The sequence below is a fragment of the Amycolatopsis sp. NPDC048633 genome (assembly GCF_040650695.1).
GTDB lineage: Bacteria > Actinomycetota > Actinomycetes > Mycobacteriales > Pseudonocardiaceae > Amycolatopsis.
The window spans coordinates 720,234-744,139 of sequence record NZ_JBEZHS010000001.1; the positions used below are offsets into that span (position 1 = coordinate 720,234).

At 70.9% G+C, this 23,906-nt stretch carries 20 protein-coding genes; 8 read left to right on the forward strand and 12 right to left on the reverse strand.

Features of this window, described 5'->3' with window-relative positions; genetic code table 11:
- Positions 1–42: 42 nt before the first annotated feature.
- The 6 genes from AB0C38_RS03605 to AB0C38_RS03630 form a co-directional block, all read right to left on the reverse strand.
- Positions 43–1,605 carry an ABC transporter ATP-binding protein gene (locus tag AB0C38_RS03605; protein WP_360665861.1) on the reverse strand — a complete coding sequence of 521 codons (1,563 nt, stop codon included), beginning with the start codon at positions 1,603–1,605 and terminating at the stop codon, positions 43–45.
- Positions 1,602–2,417 carry an ABC transporter permease gene (locus tag AB0C38_RS03610; RefSeq protein ID WP_360665864.1) on the reverse strand — a complete coding sequence of 272 codons (816 nt, stop codon included), beginning with the start codon at positions 2,415–2,417 and terminating at the stop codon, positions 1,602–1,604. Before AB0C38_RS03610 ends, AB0C38_RS03605 begins: the two co-directional genes overlap by 4 nt.
- Positions 2,410–3,363 (reverse strand): ABC transporter permease, encoded by a 954-nt coding sequence (locus AB0C38_RS03615; protein ID WP_360667473.1) that lies wholly within the window; start codon positions 3,361–3,363, stop codon positions 2,410–2,412. Before AB0C38_RS03615 ends, AB0C38_RS03610 begins: the two co-directional genes overlap by 8 nt.
- A complete protein-coding gene (locus AB0C38_RS03620) occupies positions 3,360–4,970 on the reverse strand; it encodes an ABC transporter substrate-binding protein (protein ID WP_360665867.1) in 1,611 nt (536 codons plus the stop codon). Before AB0C38_RS03620 ends, AB0C38_RS03615 begins: the two co-directional genes overlap by 4 nt.
- Positions 4,971–5,114: 144 nt before the next feature.
- Positions 5,115–5,753, reverse strand: a complete 639-nt coding sequence (locus AB0C38_RS03625; protein ID WP_360665870.1) for an HNH endonuclease family protein — start codon at positions 5,751–5,753, stop codon at positions 5,115–5,117.
- A gap of 140 nt (positions 5,754–5,893) precedes the next feature.
- Positions 5,894–6,538 carry a hypothetical protein gene (locus AB0C38_RS03630; protein WP_360667476.1) on the reverse strand — a complete coding sequence of 215 codons (645 nt, stop codon included), beginning with the start codon at positions 6,536–6,538 and terminating at the stop codon, positions 5,894–5,896.
- Positions 6,539–6,650: 112 nt separating this feature from the next.
- On the opposite strand from AB0C38_RS03630, the gene AB0C38_RS03635 reads away from it, so the two are divergent.
- Positions 6,651–7,937, forward strand: coding sequence for an adenylosuccinate synthase (locus tag AB0C38_RS03635; RefSeq protein ID WP_360665873.1), 1,287 nt, complete (start codon positions 6,651–6,653; stop codon positions 7,935–7,937).
- An 8-nt stretch (positions 7,938–7,945) separates the two neighbouring features.
- On the opposite strand, the gene AB0C38_RS03640 is transcribed toward AB0C38_RS03635, so the two are convergent.
- Positions 7,946–8,443: an OsmC family protein gene (locus AB0C38_RS03640; protein WP_360665875.1), complete on the reverse strand. Its 498-nt coding sequence runs from the start codon at positions 8,441–8,443 to the stop codon at positions 7,946–7,948.
- 159 nt (positions 8,444–8,602) lie between these two features.
- Entirely contained in the window at positions 8,603–11,527 is a 2,925-nt protein-coding gene (locus AB0C38_RS03645) for a BTAD domain-containing putative transcriptional regulator (protein ID WP_360665878.1), read from the reverse strand.
- 261 nt (positions 11,528–11,788) lie between these two features.
- Here AB0C38_RS03645 and AB0C38_RS03650 point away from each other — a divergent pair, with 261 nt between their 5' ends.
- Positions 11,789–12,016, forward strand: coding sequence for a hypothetical protein (locus tag AB0C38_RS03650; protein WP_360665881.1), 228 nt, complete (start codon positions 11,789–11,791; stop codon positions 12,014–12,016).
- A gap of 60 nt (positions 12,017–12,076) precedes the next feature.
- Complete coding sequence (locus tag AB0C38_RS03655) at positions 12,077–12,979, forward strand: TIGR03564 family F420-dependent LLM class oxidoreductase (protein WP_360665884.1); 903 nt, start codon at positions 12,077–12,079, stop codon at positions 12,977–12,979.
- Here AB0C38_RS03655 and AB0C38_RS03660 read toward each other — a convergent pair.
- Complete coding sequence (locus tag AB0C38_RS03660) at positions 12,960–14,594, reverse strand: Na+/H+ antiporter (protein ID WP_360665886.1); 1,635 nt, start codon at positions 14,592–14,594, stop codon at positions 12,960–12,962. The genes AB0C38_RS03655 and AB0C38_RS03660 overlap by 20 nt on opposite strands.
- 150 nt (positions 14,595–14,744) lie before the next feature.
- On the opposite strand from AB0C38_RS03660, the gene AB0C38_RS03665 reads away from it, so the two are divergent.
- Positions 14,745–15,983, forward strand: a complete 1,239-nt coding sequence (locus tag AB0C38_RS03665) for an aromatic acid/H+ symport family MFS transporter (protein ID WP_360665889.1) — start codon at positions 14,745–14,747, stop codon at positions 15,981–15,983.
- A 64-nt stretch (positions 15,984–16,047) separates the two neighbouring features.
- On the opposite strand, the gene AB0C38_RS03670 is transcribed toward AB0C38_RS03665, so the two are convergent.
- The 3 genes from AB0C38_RS03670 to AB0C38_RS03680 form a co-directional block, all read right to left on the reverse strand.
- A complete protein-coding gene (locus AB0C38_RS03670; RefSeq protein WP_360665892.1) occupies positions 16,048–17,586 on the reverse strand; it encodes an amino acid permease in 1,539 nt (512 codons plus the stop codon).
- Between the two features lie 71 nt (positions 17,587–17,657).
- Entirely contained in the window at positions 17,658–18,587 is a 930-nt protein-coding gene (locus AB0C38_RS03675; protein WP_360665895.1) for a serine hydrolase domain-containing protein, read from the reverse strand.
- A 40-nt stretch (positions 18,588–18,627) separates the two neighbouring features.
- Positions 18,628–19,767: a glycerophosphodiester phosphodiesterase gene (locus AB0C38_RS03680; protein ID WP_360665897.1), complete on the reverse strand. Its 1,140-nt coding sequence runs from the start codon at positions 19,765–19,767 to the stop codon at positions 18,628–18,630.
- 179 nt (positions 19,768–19,946) lie between these two features.
- Here AB0C38_RS03680 and purD point away from each other — a divergent pair, with 179 nt between their 5' ends.
- From purD to AB0C38_RS03700, 4 genes are all read left to right on the forward strand, one after another.
- Positions 19,947–21,221, forward strand: coding sequence for a phosphoribosylamine--glycine ligase (purD, locus tag AB0C38_RS03685; RefSeq protein WP_360665901.1), 1,275 nt, complete (start codon positions 19,947–19,949; stop codon positions 21,219–21,221).
- 122 nt (positions 21,222–21,343) lie between these two features.
- Positions 21,344–21,724 (forward strand): hypothetical protein, encoded by a 381-nt coding sequence (locus AB0C38_RS03690; RefSeq protein WP_360665903.1) that lies wholly within the window; start codon positions 21,344–21,346, stop codon positions 21,722–21,724.
- Positions 21,725–21,752: 28 nt separating this feature from the next.
- A complete protein-coding gene (locus AB0C38_RS03695) occupies positions 21,753–22,319 on the forward strand; it encodes a DUF3558 domain-containing protein (protein ID WP_360667479.1) in 567 nt (188 codons plus the stop codon).
- 9 nt (positions 22,320–22,328) lie between these two features.
- The gene (locus AB0C38_RS03700) at positions 22,329–23,906 is read left to right on the forward strand and encodes a hypothetical protein (protein ID WP_360665906.1); all 1,578 of its coding nucleotides are present in this window, start codon (positions 22,329–22,331) and stop codon (positions 23,904–23,906) included.

The window sequence follows — 23,906 nt, forward strand, 5'->3', positions numbered from 1 at the left end:
GTGGGGGAAACACACACCGTCGAACTTGTCCGGTTTCCTGTCTCAGCCCACTTCTTGCACCGATCGTCCGGGGATCGCCGCCAGCAGCTCCTTCGTGTACTCCGCCTGAGGCTCTTCCAGCACCTGCGCGGCCGGGCCCAGCTCCACCAGCGCGCCCTCGCGCATCACGCCGACCTGGTCCGCGAGCTGGCGGACCACCGCCAGGTCGTGGGAGATGAACAGGTACGACAGCCCGAGCGACGACTGCAGCTCGGCCAGCAGCCGCAGGATCTGGGCCTGGACTGAGACGTCCAGCGCCGACACCGGCTCGTCGCACACCACCAGGTCCGGCTGCAACGCCAACGCCCGCGCGATCGCGACCCGCTGGCGCTGGCCGCCCGAAAGCTCCGCAGGCTTCCGGCGCGCCACCGAAGCCGGCAACGCCACCTGCTCCAGCAACTCCGGGACCCGGGTGCGCGGCAGCCCGAACGCCCGCAGCGGCTCCGCGACGACGTCCTCGATCGAGAACTTGGGGTTCAGCGACGCATACGGGTTCTGGTAGACGATCTGCATCCGCCGCCGCAGCCTTCGTAGTTCAGCGCCGGACAACGCGGTGATGTCCTGGCCGTCGAACTCCACCGAACCGGCGGACGGCGTCTCCAGCCGCAGCACCATCCGGGCCGTCGTCGACTTGCCCGAGCCGGACTCGCCGACCAGCGCCAGGGTCTGGCCGCGCGGGATGTCGAACGAGATGCCGTCGACCGCCCGGATCCCGCCGTCGAACGTCTTCGCGAGGTCCCGCACCGACACCAGCGGCTCGGCGGCCGGCGCGGCCGGCCGCACGGTGCTCGTCATGCTCGGCGCCGCCGCGAGCAGCTGCTGCGTGTAGGGGTGCGTGGGCGCGCTGACGACCGACGAACCCTCTTCCACGACCGAACCCTGCGAGAGCACCACGATCCGCGACGCCCGGTCGGCCGCGACGCCGAGGTCGTGCGTGATCAGCAGGATCGCCGTGCCCATTTCCCGAGCCAGCGACGTCAGGTGGTCGAGGATCCGCCGCTGCACCGTGACGTCCAGCGCCGACGTCGGCTCGTCCGCGATGATCAGCTTCGGCCGCCCGGCCAGCGCGGCCGCGATCAGCACGCGCTGCCGCAGACCGCCCGACAGCTGGTGCGGGTACTGCCGCGCCCTTCGCGACGGATCGGGGACGCCCGCGCGTTCGAGCAGTTCGATCGCTTGGACACCGGCGGACCGCCGGTCCGCGAGCCCGTGGATCCGCAGCACCTCGGCGACCTGCTCGCCGATCCGGTGCACGGGGTTCAGCGACACCGCCGGGTCCTGCGGCACCAGCGCGATCTCGCGCCCGCGCACCCCGCGCCACTGCTTGTCCGACAGGGAAAGCAGGTCCCGGCCGTCGAAGGTGACCGAACCGCCGTCGATCCGGCCGCCGCGCGGCAGCAGCCCGATCGCCGCGTGCGCGGTCGTCGACTTGCCCGAACCGGACTCGCCGACGACGGCGACCACTTCGCCGGCGTCGACGTCGAACCCGACGTCACGCACGGCCGGCACCACCCCGGCCCGCGTCTGGTACGACACGGCCAGGTCCGCGATCCGCAGCAGGGTCATCGGTCTCCTCCGTCCAGGGCGCGGGACAGCCGGTTCGCGGCGAGCACCACCGCCGCGACCGTCAGCCCCGGGAACGTCGTCATCCACCAGGCCGTGGCCAGGAAGCTGCGCCCGCCGGCGACGAGCGAGCCCCACTCCGGCGTCGGCGGCGTCGCGCCGAAGCCGAGGAAGCTCAGCGCCGACACCTCGAGCACGGCCGTGCCGAGCGTGAGCGTCGCCAGCGCGAGCACCGGGCCCGCCGCGTTCGGCAGGACGTGCCGCAGCAGCACGCCGGACCAGCGCACTCCGCTCGCGCGAGCCGCTTCGACGAACACGCCGTTTCGCACGCGAAGCACCTCCGCGCGCATGACTCGCGCGAAGGACGCGAGGTTCGCGATGCCGACGGCGATCGCGACGTTCGTCGTGCCGAAGCCCAGCGCCGTGACCAGGGCCAGCGACAGCAGGATCGGCGGGATGGCCAGGAAGACGTCGACGATCCGCATGATCACGGTGTCCGCCCAGCCGCCGCGAAACCCGGCCAGCAGGCCGAGTGCCGAGCCCGCGACCAGCGCCACCAGCACGGCGATCGCGGTGGCCCGCAGCGAGAGCGACGCGCCGTGGATCACCCGCGCGTAGACGTCCCGGCCCGTTTCGTCGGTGCCGAACAAGTGGTGGAAGGACGGCCCCTGCAGCCGCTCGGCCGGGACGCCGGTGATCGGGTCGTACCCGGTCAGCAAGCTCGGCACGAAGGCCGCGAGGAGCACGAACGCCAGTACCGCGACGGCGACGGTGAGTCCCGGGCGGCGGACGACCGGGATGGCGAGGTCAACCACGGGCCACCTCCGGGGTCCGCGCGATGCGCGGGTCGAGCAGCGGGTAGAGCAGGTCGACGATCAGGTTGAGCACCACGAACACCAGCGCGGCCAGCACGATCACCGCCTGCACCACCGGGACGTCCTGCGCGGTGACGGCGGCCGCGGTGATCCGGCCGACGCCGTCGCGCGAGAACACCGTCTCGGTGATCACCGAACCCGCGACCAGGTTGCCCGCCACCACGCCGGCGACCGTCAGCGTCGGCACGGCGGCGTTGCGCAGCAGGTGTCCGAAGTGGACGCGCCAGCGGCTCGCCCCCTTGGCCGCCGCGATCTCCGCGTACGGCTGTTCCTGCTGCGTCGCGAGGCTCTTCGCCAGCACCTGCCCGATGATCGCGCCGGTGGGCAGCGCGAGGGTGATCGCGGGCAGGATGATCGTCTCGAAGCCCTGCGTGCCGAGCGCCGGAAGCAGCCGCAGCCGGAACGAGAAGAACTGGATCAGCAGCAGCCCGACCCAGAACGGCGGCAGCGAGATCGCCAGCGACGGCAGGGACAGCAGCGCCTGCCGCAGCCAGCGGAACCGGGTGAACGTGCCGAGGAACGCCGAGCCACCGCCGAACAGCACCGCGAACACCAGCGCCAGGCTCGTCACGGCGAGCGTCGGCGGCAACGCCGTGACGACCATGTGCGTCGCGTCGTCGCCGGTCGCGACACTGCGGCCGAAGTCACCGTGCAGCGCCGAGACCAGCCGTTTCAGGTACTGGACCGGCAGCGGCGAGTCGAGGCCGTACTCCGCGCGGGCGGCGGCGAGCTGCTCGGGCGTCGCCGACGAACCCGCCTCCCCGCTGGCGAGCTTCGCCGAAACGGCGTCGCCCGGCAGCAGGTAGAGGATCAGGAACGACAGCGTGAACGCCGCCCACAGCACGAACACCGCCTGCCCGACGCGGCGGAGCAGGTACCGCCTCACGAGAGCCACGCGTCGAAGAGCTGCAGCCGTGACGACGCTTCGAAGTCGACGGCGTGCGCCTTCGAGCTCAGCGCGACGACCTGGGTCAGCTCGAACACCGGGATCGCGTAGGCGTGGTCGACGATCAGCTTCTGCACCTCGTCGGCCGACGGCTTGCGCTTGGCGTTGTCCACAGTGGACGACTGGGCGTCGAGGGCGACGTCGAGCGGGTTGCCCGGCGTGAGCCTGCTGCGGTTGCCGGCCTTCGTCGAGAACTGCCCGCGCAGGATGTCCGGGTCGGCGCGGGTGACGTTGTACCAGAGGAAGTCGTAGTTCCCGCTGAGCTGGATCTGCGTGGTCTCGGCGTTGGTGTGCTGCTCGATCTTCAGGTCGAAGCCGATCTTGCGCAGCTGCTGCTGGATCAGCTCCAACGCGCTGCGGTTCTGGTTGAACACCGGCGAGAACACGACGGACGCGCTCAGCCGCTGTCCGTTCTTGGTGCGGATCCCGTCGGGACCGGGCACCCAGCCATCGCCGTCGAGCAGCGCGGCCGCGCCCTTCTGGTCGTACGCGAGCTGCTGCGAGAGGTCGTCGTACAGCGGTGTCGCCGAGCCGAGGATGCTGGTGGCGGGCTTGTAGCTCGGCGTCAGCACGGTGTTCACGACCTCGGTGCGGTCGACGCCCTTGAGCACCGCCTGGCGCACCTTTTCGTCGGTGAGCACGCCGCGGGTGGTGTTGGCGTGCAGGTTGAACACGACGCCGGGGTTGGGCCGGATGTTCTCGCTGAAGCCGTTTCCGGTGAACTGCGGCTCGTCGACCGGCTGGATGTCGGTGGCCGCGTCGAGCTGGCCGGAGGCGAGGCTGCCGGTGCGGACACCGGGCTCCGGCACGATCTTGTAGTCGATCTTGTCGAGATAGGCCTCGCCCTGGTGCTTGAACAGCGACGAACCCCAGGTGTAGCCCTTGCGCTTGGCCAGGACGATCTCCTGGTTCTGCTTCAGGCTTTCGAAGACGAACGGCCCGGAGCCGATCAGGCCGTTGCCCTGGCAGCGCTGTTCGGGGGTCTTCTTGAACGCCGCGGGCGCGAGGACGCCGAGCGACATCGTCGAGCTGGCCTGCAGGAACTGGGCGCTGGGCGAGGAGAACTCGATCCGCACGGTCTGCGGGTCGACGACGGTCGACGCTTTGTACGCGGCGAGGTAGCCGTAGCCGAGCTGTGCTTTCGTGCCGAGGGCCTTGATGCCGTCGAAGCTCGTCTTGACCGCGGCGGCGTCGACCGGGCTGCCGTCGGAGAACGTCGCGCCGGCGCGCAGGTGGAAGGTGAACGCCGTCGAATCGGCGCTGACCTCCCACTTCTCGGCCAGCCACGGCTTGATCTCGCCGGTCTTCGGGTCCTGGTCGGTGAGCGAGTCGACCAGCTGGCGGGCGACGTTGATGGACGCGTTCGTCGCGGTCTGCTGCGGGTCGATGCAGTCGGGCGCGGACGAGATGCCCAGCCGTAGCGTGCCGCCGGCTTTCGGCGGGCCGGCGTCGGCGGCTTGTTCGGTGCCGGCGGCGGAGCAGGCGGTCAGCAGGATGGGCAGGGCGAGCAGGGCCGCGGCGTTGCGGGCGCGGGAAAGTGGGGACACCGACGGCCTCCAGTGGGGAGCGGTTGCGTCTTCAACCAGCGACGCTAGCCACGCCCTTGAGGCCGTCCCACAAGCTGAACCGGAGTCCCAAACCCTGGCACCGCCACGAAGACCTCTTGACTTCGCGGCGGTGCCGGGTATGGGTCAGCAGCGGCCGAGCATGTCCGTCAGGGCCGTCTTCTCCGCGGAGCTGATCGTCAGCTTGAACTTGTACTTCACCGCGGTCCACATCTCCGCGTAGGTGCACCAGTAGCTGGTGAGCGGTGGCTTCCACTGGTCGGGCGACTTGTCGCCCTTCGACTGGTTCACGTTGTCCGTCACGGCGATGAGCTGCGGGTCGGACAGGTCGTTCGCGTACGCCTGGCGCTGTGCCGTCGTCCACGACGACGCCCCGGTGCGCCACGCGGCGGCCAGCGGCACCACGTGGTCGATGTCCACATCGGACGACGCCGTCCAGGTCTCGCCGTCGTACGGGCTGAACCAGCTGCCGGAGGTGGCGGCGCAGTTCGACCCGGTGACGACGTTCGTGCCGTCGCGCTTCAACACGACCTCGCGCGTGTCACAGCTGTTTCCCTGGTCGATCCAGTGCGGGAACTTGTCGCGGCTGTAGCCGGTCTGGGAGCCGTCGGCCTGCACGGTCAGGGAAGCCAGCTCGGACTTCGCCGTCGCGGCGGACGGGATGCCCGGCGGGGTGGCGTCGGCGACGCTGACCAGCGTGCCGGAGAGCACCGCGGTGGCGGCGAGGACAGTCAAGGAATGACGAACAGCACGCCTGGTTGGCATATTGCTGCCTCCATGTCAGGTGTGGGGACGGCTAACCCTGATACACCCGAGTGGCATGTGCAACACGTATAGGTGACATGTTGCTGCCCGTTCGTGAACGCTGCGTTGCCGACCGTTCACTCAAAAGTGAAAATCGCTGGTCAGGCGCCGCCGCGAACCATCCGGAGATCTTCGGTGTGCCGGTACCAGGTCCACTTGTTCACCGCGCGTTCGTGCACGACGTCGTCGCTGATGGGCCGGGTCGGGATGCAGCCGATCTGGAACGCGCGTGCGTAGAGCGTCGTCGGCCGCTTGAAGATCGTCCCCTTCGTCACCCGGACGGCCAGGCCCGGCCCGCCCGGGTCCGGCGTCACCTCGATCGACGACGCCGGCCCGCGCAGCGCCACCTGCTCGTCGGCGTAGGCGACGCCGCGGACCAGCCGCAGCACCCCGCGGCCGACGACCACGCCGCCGACGTCGTCGCGGATCAGCGGTACCGGGTCGACCTCGCCGCGCAGGGCGAGCGCGAGGGCTTGCAGCGGCGTCTTCGGCAGGCCCCAGAGCGCGGCGACGGCCGAATCGGGCGAAGCCGGCACGAACCCGATCGACACGCCGGAGAGGGCTTCCTTGCGGAGCAGCCGCACGACGACCGCGGCCAGGTCCGCGTCGGTGCCCGACACGACCAGGTGATCGTGTTCGCCCAGCAAGGGGTCGATTTCCGCCTTGCCGGGACGGCTGGACACGCGGATCGACTCGACGTCGTCGACCTCTTCGAAGCCCGCCGCGCCGTCGCCACAGGCCACCACTAGTCCGCGCACCCGCAGGACCTCCGTTACAGTCATGCACCGGCATTTCGTCAGCGCCACCGGTGTCCGTCCGGGACACTTAACCTCAGTCGTCGAACACCTGGAGTGTCACATGCCGGCCATCGTGCTCATCGGTGCCCAATGGGGAGACGAAGGCAAGGGCAAAGCCACCGATCTCATGGGTGACCGCGTCCAGTGGGTCGTCCGCTACCAGGGTGGCAACAACGCCGGTCACACGGTTGTCCTGCCGAACGGCGAGAACTTCGCCCTGCACCTCATCCCGTCCGGCATCCTCACCCCCGGCGTGACCAACGTCATCGGCAACGGCGTGGTCGTCGATCCGGGTGTGCTGCTGGAAGAGCTGTCCGGACTGGAAGCGCGGGACGTCGACACGTCCAAGCTGCTGATCTCCGCCGACGCTCACCTGATCATGCCGTACCACGTGGCCATCGACAAAGTCACCGAGCGGTACCTCGGCAGCCGCAAGATCGGCACCACCGGCCGCGGCATCGGGCCGTGCTACCAGGACAAGATCGCCCGCGTCGGCGTCCGCGTGCAGGACCTGCTCGACGAGAAGATCTTCCGCCAGAAGGTCGAAGCCGCGCTGGAGTTCAAGAACCAGGTGCTGGTGAAGGTCTACAACCGCAAGGCCCTCGACGCGAACGAGGTCGCCGACGAGGTGCTGGCCGCGGGCGAGAAGTTCGCGCACCGCATCGCCGACACGCGGCTGCAGCTCAACCAGGCCCTCGAGCGCGGCGAAACCGTGCTGCTGGAGGGGTCACAGGGCACGCTGCTCGACGTCGACCACGGCACCTACCCGTTCGTGACGTCGTCGAACCCGACGTCCGGCGGCGCGAGCGCGGGCTCCGGCATCGGTCCGGGCCGGATCGGCACCGTGCTCGGCATCCTCAAGGCGTACACCACCCGCGTCGGCTCGGGCCCGTTCCCGACCGAGCTGCACGACGAGTCCGGCGAGTACCTGCGCAAGCAGGGCGGCGAGTTCGGCGTCACCACCGGCCGCTCGCGCCGCACGGGCTGGTTCGACGCGGTGATCGCGCGCTACGCGGTCCGCGTCAACGGCATCACCGACTACTTCCTCACCAAGCTGGACGTGCTGTCCGGGCTGGAGAAGGTGCCGGTGTGCGTCGGCTACGAGGTCGACGGCTTCCGCACGCAGGACATGCCGATGACGCAGACCGACGTGCACCACGCGATCCCCATCTACGAAGAGCACCCGGGCTGGTTCGAGGACATCTCGGCGTGCCGCACGTTCGAGGAGCTCCCGGCGAACGCCCGCGCGTACGTCGAGCGCCTGGAAGACCTGTCGGGCGCCCGGATCTCGGCGATCGGCGTCGGCCCGGGCCGCGAGCAGACGATCGTCCGGCACCAGTTCGTCTGAGGTTTCGCTCAGGTCAGCTTGGTGCTGACCGGCGTCTCGTTGCGGAACAGGTCGAGCACCGGGCAGTGCTCGTCGACCTCGCGCTTGAGGTCTTCGTAGCGCTCCCGGCTCGCCGGCCCTTCCAGCTCGACGGACACGCGCACGTCCCCGAAACCGGGGCGGGTGTTGAAGGAGAAGCCGAAGAAGCCGTGGAGGTCGAGGTCGCCGTCGACGGTGACCTTGACGGAGTCGAGCGGAATGCCGCGCTTCGCCGCCCAGAACTGGTAGGTGATGACCTGGCAGGACCCCAGGGCGGCGAGCGCGAACTCGACGGGGTTGGCGGCCTGGTCGGTCCCGCCGAGGGCGGGCGGCTCGTCGACGGTGAAGCTGTGGTCCCGCACCTTGACCTGGACCTCGGTTTTGGTCCCGGGCTTCAGGGTGTGGTCGACACTGAAGGAGACGGCGGCGTTGTGCGGGTCGGCGTCGACGGCCTTGCGAGTGCCTTCGATGACGTCGGTCAGCGACATGGGTGCTCCTGGGGATCGTGATCGGGATCTCGCCCAGGGTGGGCGATTCCGCAAGCGCTCGCACGGGATCTCACGCGCTGGGAGTGCCGGTGTCCCGAGATGCGGAAGCGCTTGCGGCGCCCGGCGAAGCGCGGATCATGACCGCTGGGGCCTGCCCGATCAAGCAAGCGAAGGCTCGGCGGCGGCTTCGGCCAGCCCGTGGTAGCCGTGGGTTTTCGCGAGGTGCCGGGCCGAACCGAGGTAGTGGTCGCCCTGCGCCGTCGATCCGGCGGCGCGGTGGATGCGGCCGATCGTGATCAGTGCTTCGCATTCGTCGAACCGGGTGCCGGTCCGGCGGGTGAGGTGGAGCGCGTGGTGGCCGCTGACCAGCGCGCGCTGGTGGTGCCCGCCGGCCAGGAGGCTCACCGCGAGGGCGGCGTGCCCCGCGATTTCGGCGCCGGGCACGCCGGTGCCGCGCGCGAACTCGAGCGCGGTTCCGGCCAGGCGAACGGCTTGTGCGGGGTCGCCGGTGCCCGCGTGGACGGTGCTGAGCACCGCGAGTGCGTACGCCTCGGTGCACCGATCGCCGGAGCTTCGCGCGTGCTTCGCGGCCTCTTCCGCGACGGGCAAAGCGGCGTCGTAGTCGCCTCCTCTCGCGTGAACGCGGGCGAGCAGGACGAGATCGTGCGGACTGTGCGATTCAGCGGCCCGCTCGGCGTGCGCGGTCGCCGCCTCGGCCAGCCGGCCGCGATATTCGTGGAGGACGCCGAGACTTTGCCGGCGGAGCCCGCTACCCAGCGGATCGAGTGCGGCCGCCTCCGCGAAGAGAGCGTCGGCTCGGTCGAGATCACCGGTGTCCAGGTGGACGGTGGCCAGGTTTCCCAGCACACCGGTCACTCCGCGCCGGACCTGCACCGCACGGTAGAGCGTCAGCGCGGCTTGGAAATGCGCGATGGCGGACGGGAACTCGTAGCGGAGTGCGTGAGTGGCCGCGAGGTTGTTGTGCGCGGCCGCCCGCACGTCCGGCAGATCGAGGGCTTCGGCGGATTCGAGGCCGATCCGGGCGAGCTCCGGCGCTTCCGCGAGCCAGGTGGTCATGCAGTGCCCGCGCAGGGCGTCGACGAGCTGCCAGGTCAACTGGTGGTGCTTGCCCGCGTGGGCGTGGCGGGTCGCGGCCACGAGGTTGGGGACTTCGTCGCTCAGCCAAGCCAGGGCGTCTTCCGCGCTGTCGAACGCGCTCCGCTGCGGCTTGGTCTCCGGCAGGCGCAGGACGAAGGGGTAAAGGATGTCGGCGGCCGCGGCGGTGCGGGCCAGGTAGTGGTCGAGCAGCGCGAGCGTCGCCGTGTCGCGTTCATCGTCGAGGCAGTCGATGTGCGCGCGCTCGACGGCGTAGCGGCGAAGCAGATCGTGGAGCCGGTAGCGGCCCGGAGCGTGCTCCTGGACGAGGTGCGCCAAGGCCAGCCGTTCGAGGTGCCGGGCCGCCGTCGAAGCCGGGGCGTCGATCAGGGCGGCGACCGCCGGCACAGTCGTGTCCGGGCCGGGCACCAAGCCCAGCAACCGGAACGTGCGGCGGGTCGCGGCGTCGAGGGCTTCGTAGGAGAGGTCGTAGGCGACGCGGAGGGCGCTCGTGTCGCCGTCGGTGGTCAGGCCGTCCAGCACGCCGTGGTCGCGCAGGTCGGTGAGGTGATCGACCACCCGGCGGCCGGTCCGGTGCCGGATCTGGGCGCCGGTGATGCGCAGGGCGAGGGGCAGCCGCGCACACGTTTCGGCCAGTTCGGCGGTGGCGGCCGGTTCCCGGGCCGCGCGGTCGGGGCCGATCGCGGCCCCGAGCACGGTCACCGCGTCGGCCGCGCCGAGGACGTCCAGCGCGAGGCGGTGCGCGCCGTCGAGGGCGACCAGGCCGTCGAGCCGGTTGCGGCTGGTCGCCACGACCATGCACCGCGGTGCGGCGGGCAGCAACGGGCGGACGTGCTCGTCATCGAGGGCGTCGTCGAGAACGCAGAGCACGGCCTTCGACGCCAGCACGGACCGGAACAGTGCCGCGGCTTCGTCGAGGTCGTCCGGGATCTCCCGCGCCGGGACACCCAGGGCCCGCAGGAACCGCCCGAGAACCGGGCCGGGCCGGGCCGAGCGGTGGAGGCCGGCGTAGAGCTGCCCGTCGGGAAAACGGTCGCGGACGCGGTGCGCCCACTGGATCGCCAGGTCCGACTTGCCGACCCCCGCCGTCCCGACGACGACCGCGAGCCGGGAACCATCGCCCGCGGGCAGCAGGCGGTCGAGAGCCAGCAGTTCGGCGTGGCGCCCGTGAAACCCGGCCGCGGCGCGGGGAAGCTGCGCGGGACTCACGGACGAGGTGACGGGAACGGCCTGCCGCAGCACGGCCAGCTGGGCCGCACGCAGGTCGGAGCCCGGTTCGGCACCCAGCTCGGCGGCCAGCCGGCTGCGGATCGTGTCGTAGGCGCCGAGCGCCGCCGCCTGTTGTCCCGCGCCGGCCAGCGCGAGCATCAGCAGTGCCCACAGCCGTTCGCGGAGCGGGTGGTCGACGACCAGCCGGTGCAGCTCACCGGCCACGTCCGAGCAGGCGCCCAGGTCGAGACGCGCGCGACAGTGGTGTTCGACGACGGTCAGCCGGGCCTCGGTCAGCCGATGGGCCTCCCCGTCGGTGGCCGCGGTCGCCGGCAGGTTGGCCAGCGGCCGTCCACGCCACAGCGCCAAGGCGTGGCCCAGCGTCTCCGCGGCGACCTTGCCGTCGCCGGCGAGGAGCGCTTGCCGGCCGGCCGCGGCGAGGTGGTCGAACCGCTCGAGATCGATCTCGTCCGGCCGGGCTTCGATCAGGTAGCCACCGGCCCGGGCGTGGATCCGCCGCACGCCGTCCTCCAGCTCGGCGAGCTGCCGGCGCAGCTGGGCGACATGGGTTCGCAGGTTCGCCATCGCCGAGGGCGGCGCCGCCTCACCCCAGATCACCTCCACCAGCCGTGCCGGTGAGACCACCACGTTGGGCGTCAGCAGGAGCGCGGCGAGAAGAGCCCGTTGCCGCTGCGAGGACAACCGCAGGTGCGCGGTTCCCGACCGGACCTCGACCGGGCCGAGGAGCAGGAACTCCACGACATCCCTCCCGGTGATCGTGGTGTGACCAGTCGATGTTCCCCGGATGTGCCGATCCTGTACAGCCGCCTTGCCACCGTGGACCCACTGGGGGTCCGAGCCGGTGCGCACGGAGGGACGAGGGGGTCCACCGTGCGTGCCGGCTCGGTTGTAGCCGCGATCCGGAAGCACTCGACCGGGGGACGCGAAGACGGTAACGCCGGCGGTAACGGAGCGATAACGAGGGCAGACATCGCAGCCGGACAGCAGGAGAGCCCCTTCGTGGAGAAGTACAGCCGAGGCCCGATCGACGTGACCCGGGTCGCCGGGTTCCGCACCGCCACCGCCGATCCCGACGATCTCCGGCGCGCCGTCGCCGCGTCGCCCGGCTACGTGCGGGCCCACGCTGATCAACGCGCAGCGGTACTCGAGCTCGTCCTGCAGACCGGGACCACCGAGCCGCGACGCCGTCTTCGCTCCCTGAAACGGCTTCTGGCTCGCCGGCGCTGACCGGGTTCTCACGCGCTGGGAAGCCGGAAATCGGTGGCGACCGGCGCTAGCTTGGGAGTCATGACCATCGGAGTCACGCTGCCGTCCGGCGACACCGAGTCCGCGCCGAACCTCGTCGACGAGCTCATCGCCCAGACCCGCCAAGCCGCCGAGGCCGGCCTGAAGTCCGTCTGGTTCTCGCAGCTCCCCCTCAGCCAAGACGCCATCACCGTCGCCGCGCTCGCGGGGCGGGAGGTTCCCGGCATCGAGGTCGGCACCTCCGTCGTGCCCACCTATCCGCGCCATCCTTTTCTCGTCGCGAGTGCGGCGCAGACCGCGCAAGCCGCCACCGGTGGCCGGTTCACGCTCGGGATCGGGCTGGGCTCGAAGGGCTTCCTCGGGCCCGTCTACGGCGTCGAGTACCCGCCGCCGATCCGGCACCTGCGCGAGTACCTGACCGTGCTGAAGCAGGTCTTCGCCGGGGAGGCCGTCGACTTCGAAGGTGAGACCGTGACCGCGAAAGCGCCGGGACCGTCCACTGTGGGCGGAGACGTGCCGGTCATCGTCGCGGCGATGGGGCCGCAGGCGCTGCGCGTCACCGATGAGCTGGCCGACGGCACCCTGCCGTTCCTGGCGGGGCCGAGAGCGCTTTCCGACCACATCGTCCCCCACCTGAGCAAGGGCAAGAGGATCCTCGCCGCGGTGCCCGCGATCGTCACCGACGACCCCGACGCCGTGCGTGCCCTCGCCGTCGAACAGATGGGTTTCTACGCGCAGATCCCGTCGTATCAACGGATCCTCGAAGCCGAGGGTGTCGATCATCCGGCCGACCTCGCCATCATCGGCGACGAGAAGACCGTCCTCGAAGGGCTCCGGCGCTACTACGACGCCGGTGCCACCGACGTCCTCGTCTCGCAGACCGGCATCCGGTCCGGCGAAGAGCGGCGACGGACCTGGGAGGTCATCAGCTCACTCGGTTCGTGAGCGTCGTCGACACCGACAGCTCCTCCAGATCCAGCTCCCGCAGCACCTTCCGCAGGATCTCGTCGTCGAGCCGGCCCGCGCGGTTCTCCTCCAGCATCGCCTTGCGCTGGGTGATCAGGAGCTCCCGCCGGGCCTTCGCGAACTGGGCCTGCGGACTTCCGGAACGTTCCTCGCCCGACAACGTGATCGTCGCCTGCGCGAAGCGGTAGCGCGTGTCGACCAGCCGTTCCAGCCGCTGCTTCAGCCGCTCGACCTTCTCGGGTGGCAGATCCAGCGCCGCGAGCCGGTCGCGGCTGATCTCGCGCAGCCGTTCGTGCGCCGCCTTCTGCGCGACCTCCCGCGCGGCCAGCTCCTCCGCCTCGTCGCGCGACGCCTCCGACGGGTCCTGCACCTTCAGCACCCGGATCAGCGGCGGCAGCGTCAGCCCCTGGACCAGCACCGTCCCGATCGCCACCGCGAACGCGAACAGCTGGATCTCCTCGCGCCCCGGGGTGCCGGCGGGCACACCGGCGGCCGCGGCCAGCGTGACGACGCCGCGCATGCCGGTCCACGAGAGCACCGCCAGCGACCGCCACGGCGGGGTCGCGCGCCCGCGGCCGAACAGCCGCAACGTCCGCGGCAGGAACGCGAAGACGAACACCGCCGGGATCCGCACCAGCATCGTCACCAGCAGCACGACCACCGCAACCAGCGCGAGGGTCCCGTTGTCGCGCGCCGCGTGCTGGGCGCCGTCGAGCACGAACGGCAGCTGCAGCCCCATCAGCGCGAACACCAGCGCCTCCAGCAGGACGTCGATGGACGCCCACACCGATCTGTCCTGCATGCGCGTCGCGGGTGACGCGTAGAGCGAGCGGTTCCCCAGGTACAGCCCGGCGGCGACGACGGCGAGCACGCCCGACCCGCTGAACTCGGCGCCGAACGGGTGCAGGTGCTCCGCGGTGACGTACGCGCCGAACGGCACGATGATCCCGAACGCCGACTCCAGCAGCGGGTCGTCGAGCAGGCGCCGCAGCAGCACCACGACCGCGCCGATCGCCAGGCCGACCGCGATGCCCAGCACGGTCGCGACCCCGAACACCGCGAACCCGTGCCCGGCCGAGCCGGCGGTGCCCGCGACCGCGGCGAGCGCGACCTTGTACAGCGTCAGCGCGGCGGCGTCGTTGACCAGGCTTTCCCCGGTCAGCACGGTCATCAGCCGGCGGGGCAGCCCCAGTTTGCGCCCGATCGCCACCGCCGTCACCGCGTCCGGCGGCGCCACCACCGCGCCGAGGACCAGCGCCGACGCGAACGGCACGTCCGGCAGCAGCAAGTGCACGACGACGGCGACGACCACCGCGGTCACCGCGACCAGCACCACGCCGAGCGCGACGATCGGCCGCAGGCTGTTCTTGAAGTGCGTCACCGAGCTCTCGAGCGACGTCGAGTAGAGCAACGGCGGCAGCACGACCGTGAGGATCAGCTCCGGCTCCAGCTCCAGCCGCGGCACGCCGGGGATCAGCGCGACCCCGAGCGCGACGACCACCACCAGCAACGGCGCGGACAGGTTATAGCGGCGGGCGAACGCGGTCAGCGCGAGCGAACCGGCGAGCACGCCCATCAGCGTCAGGATCTCCACGCGCGTGATCTTTCCCCAGGTCGCGGGCCTGTGCTCGGCTTCCGGTGAATGGAAGTGACCTGGATTACGACAGAACGCCCATGCATACTTGTGCGCAATCCGCACACCTGTACGGAAACCGTGCACCGACGCACATCCGGAGGTTCTCCCATGTCCCCTGGCACCCGCTCCTGGGTCGTGCCCCTGGCCTGGACCGCCGTCCTGCTCGACGGGTTCGACCTGGTCGTGCTCGGCTCGGTGCTGCCTGTGCTGCTCCGTGACCACGTCTGGGGCCTGACGCCCGGCACGGCATCGGTCGTCTCCACTGTCGGCCTGGCCGGGATGATGCTGGGCGGGCTGGCGATCGGCACCATCACCGACGTCATCGGCCGCCGGAAGTCGCTGATCATCTCCGTGACGCTGTTCTCGCTGTGCACGCTGCTGTGCGCCTTCGCCCCGTCGACGTTCGTCTTCGGCCTGCTGCGGTTCATCGCCGGGCTCGGGCTCGGCGGCTGCCTGCCGACGGCCATCACCCTGGTCACGGAGTACGCGCGCCACGGCAAGTCCGGCAGCGCGACCACGACCGTCATGACCGGCTACCACGTCGGCGCGGTGCTGACGGCGCTGCTCGGCATCGTGCTGATCGCGCCGCTGGGCTGGCGCGCGATGTTCGTCGCCGGGGCGATCCCCGCGGTCGTGCTGATCCCGCTGATGCTGAAGTTCCTGCCGGAGTCCGAGACGTTCCAGCAGGTCCGCGAGACCGAGCGGTCGGCCGGGCACGCGGTGGCCGGCCTGTTCCGCGGCGGCCTGCTGCGCGCGACGATCGCGTTCTGGGTCACGTCGTTCATGGGCCTGCTGCTGGTGTACGGGCTCAACACCTGGCTGCCGGAGATCATGCGCCAGGCCGGTTACCCGCTCGGCGCCGCGCTGAGCCTGCTGCTGACGCTGAACGTCGGCGGCATCGTCGGGCTGCTCGTCGCGGGCCGGGTCGCCGACCGCGTCGGCATCCGCCCGTCGGCGATCGTCTGGTTCTGCGCGGGCGCGGTCTTTCTCGCCTTGCTGAGCGTGAAGCTGCCGGCGATCGGGCTGTACGCGGCGGTGTTCTTGACCGGCTGCTTCGTGTTCAGCGCCCAGGTGCTGGTGTACGCCTACATCGGCCGGATCTACCCGGGCGCGATCCGCGCGACCGGCCTCGGCTGGTCGGCCGGCATCGGCCGGATCGGCGCGATCTCCGGCCCGCTCCTCGGCGGCGCCCTGCTGACGGCCGGAATCGCGTACCCGTGGGGCTTCTACGCGTTCGCCGCGGTCGGCGCCCTGGGCGCGGCAGCGGTCACAGTGGTCCGCCCGGGCCGCGATTCGCCGCCGGCCGAAACCCCGGCGACCGCCCCCGCCCGGGAAGCCACCGCCTGACCCGCAAAGCCGTGAGGGGCACCTTCAGGGACGGATAAGCCCTGAAGGTGCCCCTCACGGCATTTCAGCCGAGTTCCTTGAGTTCCCGTTCCACGGCAGCGAGTTCGGCTTCCGAGCCCTGGACCTTCGGGCCCTTGAACCACTTCCGGGCCGAGAGCACCCACCACAGGCCCGCGCCGCCGAGCACCACCAGGAACGCGACCGGTGTGTAGTTGAAGGAGTCCACCGTCACCGGGGACACCTGCGGCAGCATGAACAGCACGAAGATCAGCACGACCCACGTCGTCGCGATGATGCCCACCGGCTTGCCCCAGCGGCCGAGGTGCCACGGCCCGCGCTCGAAGTCGTCGCCCTGGCGGACCCGCAGGAACACCGGGATCACGTACGCCACATACAGCCCCACCACGGCGATCGACGTCACCGCCGCGTAGGCCGTCGCGCTCCACAGGTACGGCAGGGCCAGGATCAGCGCGCCGCCCGCGCCCAGCCAGACGGCGTTGGTCGGGGTCTGCGTCCGCTTGTTGATCTTGTGCCAGAAGTTCGACCCGGGGATCGCGCCGTCGCGGGCGAACGCGTAGATCATCCGCGAGTTCGCCGTCACCGAGGCCATGCCGCAGAACAGCTGCGCGCCGATGCAGATCAGCAGCAGGAACTTGCCGGTGACCGCGCCGGTCGCGTCGATGAAGATCTGCGCCGGCGGGACGCCGGTGGCCGAACCGACCGCGCCGTCGTAGTCCTGGATCGCGAACGTCAGGCCGATCAGCAGGACCCAGCCCGCGACGAGCGAGACGACGATCGACATCACGATGCCGCGTGGCCCGGCCGTCGCCGCGCTCTTCGTCTCCTCGGTCATGTGCGCCGACGCGTCGTAGCCGGTCAGCGTGTACTGCGCGACCAGCAACCCGATCGCGAAGACGTAGAACGCCGACCCCCAGCCCGTCTGGTTCACGAAACTGCCGAAGACGAACGACGCGTCCTGGTGCTTGGCCGGCACGAAGATCAGCACGCCGACGATCACCAGCACGCCGATGAGGTGCCACCACACGCTGACGTTGTTGAGGATCGCCACGATCCGGACGCCGAAGGTGTTCAGCAGACCGTGCACCACGAGGATGATCGCGAGCAGCAGGATCGTGTGTCCCGGCGTCGCCGTGAAGCCCCACTGCAGGTCGAGGAACGCGTTGAGGAACAGGGCCGCGCCGAAGTCGATGCCCGCGGTGACCGCGATCTGCCCGATGAGGTTGAACCAGCCGGTGAACCACGACCACGCGGGGCCGTTCTTCCGCGCCAGCCGTGCCGCCCAGTAGTACAGCCCGCCCGCGGTCGGGTAGCTGGAGCAGACCTCGGCCATGCCGAGACCGACCAGGACGACGAAGATCCCGACCAGCGGCCAGCCCCAGATCATCGCGGCCGGCCCGCCCGTCTTCATGCCGAACCCGTAGAGCGTCAGGCAGCCGGACAGGATGGAGATGATGGTGAACGAGACGGCGAAGTTCGAGAACCCCGACATCGTCCGCTTGAGCTCCTGCGCGTACCCCAGCTGGTGCAGTCGCGCGCTGTCGTCATCGTGGTCGGGAGTGGTCTGCTGGTCGGAGACATCCATCAGGCACCTCTTGAAAGGTATGCGGCCAGACCATTGAGTTCGCCGAAGTTAGCCCTGGTGGGCGAGGGGTGTCAAGACTTCGTCAAATACTCGTCCAGCCGGCGCAGGAGGGGCCCGCCACCACGGTGGTCGTTCGAGATCAGGGTCGCGGTGAGCCCGGTCGACGGCTCGTGCGAGCTCCAGAACGTGACACCGTGATCACCGCCGTCCAGGTGCACCACGCCGGGGCGCGGCAGCCAGAAGCCGAGGCCGTAGGTGTCCGCGTGCGGACGCAGCATCCGGTCCACCCACTCGCGCGGGACGATCCGGCCGTCGAGCAGGGCGGGCCAGAACTTCCGGAAGTCCGGCGCGGAGCTGTAGATCCCGCCGTCGCCGAAGCCGACGACCGGCAGGCTGAACACGTTGGTGCGGCCGTCTTCCAGGTAGCCGGTGGCGGTGCGGGCGGGCAGCGCGTCCGACCGGAGGAACGCCGTGTCGGTCATGCCCGCGGGCTCGGTCACGCGCGTCCGGACGAGATCTGGGAAAGGGGTGCCCGCGACCCGTTCGGCGATCAGGCCGAGGACCGCGAACGCGCCGTTGTTGTAGTGGAACCGCTCGCCGGGCGGGAACTGCTGCGGGAAGCCGTCGAGCGCGACGAGGTAGTCGGCCGACGTGACGAGACCGGGCGGGGTCTCGGGAGGGTTTTCGTCATCGCAGTAGTCGCCGATGCCGGACGTGTGCCTCAGCAGGTGCTCGACGGTCACGCGGTCGTCGATCAGCGGCAGGTCGCCGCCGAGGATTTCCCGCGCCGTGGTCTCCAGCTTCAGCCGTCCCTCGGCGACCAGGCCGACGACGACCAGCGCGGTGAACCCCTTGGTACCGCTGGCGATCGCGAACCGGGTGTCGACGGTGTTCTCGACGCCGTAGCCGATGTGCGCGTACCCGCGTGCCTCGGAGACCAGCGTCTCGTCACCGCGGTTCACGAGCACTACGCCGGAGAACGTCGTGAGGGGCACCTTCATGGACAAAGAGTCCCTGAAGGTGCCCTTCACGGCAAAGCGATTAGTGACCCAGGAACGCGTGCAGCGACTCCAGCGCGGTGTCCGGCTGGTCGGCGAAGAAGCCGTCGACACCCGCCTTGAGGAACGCCGCCTCCTCGGTGAACACGTCACCGTAGGCGTCCGGCTCGGCCGACGAGCGCAGGTTCGCCGGCAGGAACGGGTTTTCGTTCCGGAACGTGTACGGCTGCACCTTCAGGCCCGCCTTGTGCGCGTCCGCGACGATCGCGGTCGGCTTGGTCAGGTTCCCGGCCGTGTCGAGCGGGATGATCTGGCCCTTGTCCGGCCCGAGGTACTTCGCGTACTTCGCGACGTCACGCAGGCCCTGCGGGGTGACGAGGTCCGCGTACGTCCGCTTGTCGCCGTTCGCGACGAAGTCCGCCGGAGCGCCCGAAGCCGACGTCAGCTGCAGCAGCGGCGTCCGGACCTGCTTGTGCAGCGCGACCAGGTTCGACACCTCGAACGACTGGATGATCGCCGGCGCGTCCGGCCGGTCGAGGCCGTTGCGCTTGAGGATCGGCACCAGCTTCGGCTCGATCGGGTTGCCGATCGACTGGAAGAACGTCGAGTGCTTGACCTCGGGGTAGGTGCCGAGCGTCCGGTGCAGCTCCTTGCCGAGCCGCCGGGTCAGGTCGAGCACCTCCTGGAAGGTGACGACCTGGTAGCGGCCGTTGTACAGCGTGTTGTGCGGCCGGTTCGCCGGGATCCGCTCGACCGCCCGCAGCGTCTTCAGCTCGGCGAGGGTGAAGTCCTGGGTGAACCAGCCGGTCGTCGGGACGCCGTCGATCACCAGGGTCTTCTTGCGGTTCGCGAACTCGGGGTGCTTCGCGACGTCGGTGGTGCCGCTGATCTCCGGCTCGTGCCGGGCGACGAGCTGGCCGTCCTTCGTTGGCACGAGGTCGACGTCGACCCAGCTCACGCCCATCCGGTAGGCGAGCTCGTACGAGGCGAGGGTGTGCTCCGGCCGGTACCCGGGCGCGCCGCGGTGTCCGATGATCACGGGGTCATCGTGGCCCCGTCCGTGCGCGGCCGCATCGGCGGACCCCCCGCTTTCGGACGCGCTCGCCGACCCGACGGCCAGTCCGGTGACGCTCAGCAACGCCAGTCCGGCGAGTGCCAGAACACCGACACGTTTGCGCTTCATCTGGTGACCTCTTTTCACAGGGTGTGCCCTGACTACCCGCGCAACCCTCACCGCCGCAAGCATCCGACGGACGTATCCAGGCGAACACCTCGGTAAACGGCGCGTGGACTCCTCATCGCCCCGGAGCCCGGGGGACGGCGAAATGTCCGTCGCGAACCTCGCCGGATACGCTGTGCGGCGTGCGCGTACTGGTAATCGGCTCCGGCGCCCGTGAGCATGCACTCATCCTCGCGGCGTCCGGCGACCCCACGGTCACGGCCCTGGCCTGCGCGCCCGGCAACGCCGGGACGGCCGCGATGGCGGAGCAGCTCGGCGTCGAGGCGGCCGACCCGGAAGCGGTCGCGGCTCTCGCGAAGAGCTGGCAGGCCGACCTGGTGGTGGTCGGGCCCGAGGTTCCGCTCGTCGCCGGCGTCGCCGACGCCGTCCGTAAGGCGGGCATCGCCTGCTTCGGCCCGTCGGCCGCGGCGGCCCGCATCGAAGGCTCGAAGGCGTTCGCGAAGGACGTCATGGCCGCGGCGAACGTGCCGACCGCGCGCAGCGAGGTGGTCGACAACCCGGCCCGCCTCGACGCCGCGCTCGCCCGCTTCGGCCCGACCTGGGTGGTCAAGGACGACGGCCTCGCCGCCGGCAAGGGCGTCGTCGTCACGACCGACTACGACGTCGCGCGCAAGCACGCGATCATGCTCCTCGACGGCGGCCACCCGGTCCTCCTGGAGTCCTTTTTGGACGGTCCGGAGGCATCGCTGTTCTGCTTCGTCGACGGCCACACCGTCGTGCCGCTGCTGCCCGCGCAGGACTTCAAGCGCGTCGGCGACGACGACGCCGGCCCGAACACCGGCGGCATGGGTGCCTACGCGCCGCTGCCCTGGGCGCCCGAGAACCTGGTCGACGACCTGGTGGAGCGGGTCGTCCAGCCGGTCGCCGACGAGCTCGTCGCGCGCGACGCGTCGTTCTCCGGCCTGCTGTACGCCGGGCTCGCGCTGACCTCCGAAGGTCCGCAGGTCATCGAGTTCAACTGCCGCTTCGGCGACCCGGAGACGCAGGTCGTGCTGGCCCTGCTGCGCACGCCGATCGCCGGGCTGATGCACGCCACCGCCACCGGGAAGCTCGCCGAGCACCCGCCGCTGGAGTGGGCCGGCGGCGCCGCGGTCACCGTCGTGATCGCCGCCGACGGCTACCCGGGCAAGCCGCGCACCGGCGACGTCATCGGCGGCGCCGAGCTGGAAGGCGTGCTGCACGCGGGCACCCGCCGTCGCGACGACGGCGCCGTGGTCTCCTCCGGCGGCCGCGTGCTCTCGGTGGTCGGCACCGGCAAGACGCTCAAGTCGGCGCGCAAGCACGCGTACGAGACCGTCGAGAAGGTCCACCTCGCGGGCTCGCACCACCGCACGGACATCGCGCTGAAGGCGGCGAACGGCGAGGTCGGCGCCCCGTCGGCCAAGCAGCGCGCCTGATTTCGACGGGCGGGGAACCGGCGGCGGACGAAGTTCGTCCAAACTCAGCCTGCTATCACACCCGGGTTGGTAGCCTCGACGGGAGTCGGCCGGTCACTGTCCGTATGACGTCAGGGGAGCGCATGTCAGGACCCTCGTACGACCTCAGCTCCGCCGTCCCCGTGGCGCCGGCGGCCGCGGACGTCCTGGTCCACCCGGACAAGCTCCTGGACGTCGCCCGGATCGTCGAGGAACAGGCCAACTCCCTGGAAGACCAGTTGCTGACCAAGCTCGGGCAGCTGCGGATCGACGCGCCGTCGGCCGACGTCATCAGCACCCAGTCGATCGACGCCTGGAACACCTTGATCGCCGACGGCGACCGCTCCTACGCGGGCCAGGTCCGCGAGTACGTCGCCGGCCTGAAGCGCCTCGTCTCGCAGCTGCGGGACGCCGCCAAGGACTACAAGGTCAGCGACGAGGAGAAGGCGGCAGTGTTCGGTGACCGCGGCAAGCACGGTGCGTAGCCGGAAGGTGCGCATCGTCACCGGGGGCGTGCTCGCGACGGCGGCGCTCGCCGGCTGCTCGGCGGGTACCGACGGCACCCCCTACCCGGTCGAGACGGCCGCGACCGCGGCTTCGCAGAGCGCCAAGGCGGCCCAGCTGCCGCAACGTCCGGCCGAGCTGACCCTGCAGGGCGTCAACCTCTGCGAGGTGTTCCCGCAGGTGGAGCTCGACTCCATGAAGATCACCAGCGCACCCCGGGAAGCGCCGCCGGAAGACGGGCCGACGTGCGTGTTCGACGCGGACGGCGCCGAGCCGGTGCACGCCTTCCACGTGCGCGCCGTGTCGGCGGACCTGGACGAGTGGATCACCGGGGCCCGCAAGAAGAACAGCATGACCACCGAACCGAAGACCATCGGCGGTTACCCGGCGCTGACGAACTACCGCGCGGCCGGCGACCCGGCCGACTGCGAGACGCTCGTCGGCGTCGCGAGGGGCCAGACGCTGGCCGTCCAGACCTTCGCCATCACCCGCGGCAAGCTCACGCAGCCGCAGCTGTGCGACCTGTCGGCGCACGCCGCCGACATCGCGCTGCAGACCTTGAAAGCACGCAACTAGGGAGGGCGCGTGGAATTCTCCGAGCTCGCGGCCGGGATCCAGAACCACCGGTTCGACGGCTGGACCAACACCGCGATCGCCGACCAGATCACGCGGATGGTCAACGGTGACGGCACCGGCAGCATCGGCACGGCCGTCGACGCGCTGAAGGCCGTCGCGACTTCGCTCGCCCACACCGACCAGACGCTGCGCGCCCAGCTGCTCAAGCTGGGTGTCGAGTGGCAGAGCCAGGCCGGCGGTGCGGCCAGCCAGGTGCTGACCGAGCAGGCCGGGTTCTCCCAGGACGCGACGACGAAGGTCGCGCACGCCGCGGAAATGGTGTTCGAGCAGGGCGAGTCGTTCAACCGGACCAAGTACAAGCTGCCGGACGCCGAGACCGTCCGGAAGGGCGCGGGCGGCTACACGCTCACCGACGGCCTGGTGCTCAGCCTGATCGGCTTCGAGACCGACCACGCCCGTCAGGTCGAGGCCGCGAACGACGCCAAGGAACAGGCGAAGCAGGCGCTGAACGAGTACGCGCAGGAAAGCGGCACCAACCTGCTCACGACGCAGTCGCTGTCCGACCCCGAGTCGCTGAAGCTGGCCGCCCCGGGCGTCACGCCGGGCGTGCTGGACGTCGCGGGCGCCTCGGTCGCGGTGACGCCGGACGGCAGCGTGCGGCCCGCTTCGGACAAGGTCCGGTCGGTGCACGTCGACCCGCCGGTGGTGCAGCCGGTGTCGCACACGGTCCACGCCGACCCGCCGACCCCGGTCTACGGCGTCGCGGCGCAGCAGCCGTCGCGGTCCACCGCGCAACCGCCGCGCCAGACCGGCGCCGGTGCCGGCTCCTCGCCCGCGCAGCACACGACGCCTTCGTCGACGACGCCGTCGAGCGCGAAGCCGCCGACGTCGGCGCCCGGCCCCGGCTGGGTCAACGCGCCGGGCCGCGGCCCGGCGTCCGGCGACTCCTCCCACTTCTCGCCCGGCCTGGCCACCGGGGGCGGCGGCGAGCAGTTCGTCCCGCCGGGTGCGCCCGGCGCGCTGCCGCCCGGCTCGTCACCGGCGACGTCGCCGATCAAGTCGCTCGGCGGCGGTTCGTCCAGCGGCTCGACCGGCATCGACAGCTCGTTCAGCGGCGCCAACCGCGGCCCCGACGGACTGCTGGCGAAGGGCCGCAGTGTCGGCGCGATGCCGCAGGCCCCGCTCCCACCCGGCCAGTTCACGGCCGAACGCGGGTTCGTGGCGAAGCCCGGCGCGACGCCGGGCGAGATCGGCGCGGGCGCGGCGGCGATCGGCGCGGGTGCGGCCGGCGGCGCGCTGAGCGGCGACAAGGAGCGACTGCGGCGGGAGAAGGGCGAGGCGAAGGGCCCGGTGCGGCCGCTGCCGGTCGGCGAGCTGCCCGAGGAGGAGGCCGTCGCGCTGCGCAAGTCGGAGCAGATCAGCCCGAAGCAGCAGCCCGGCGAGTCGAAGTTCCTGTCCGAGGCGGCCCCGCAGGAGGACGACGCCGAGCACGTCCGCCGCTTCGGCGTCGACGACCAGGACCTGTTCGCCGACCAGCGGATGGTTTCCCCCGACGTGATCGGCGACCACGGCGGGGATGTGCGCTGA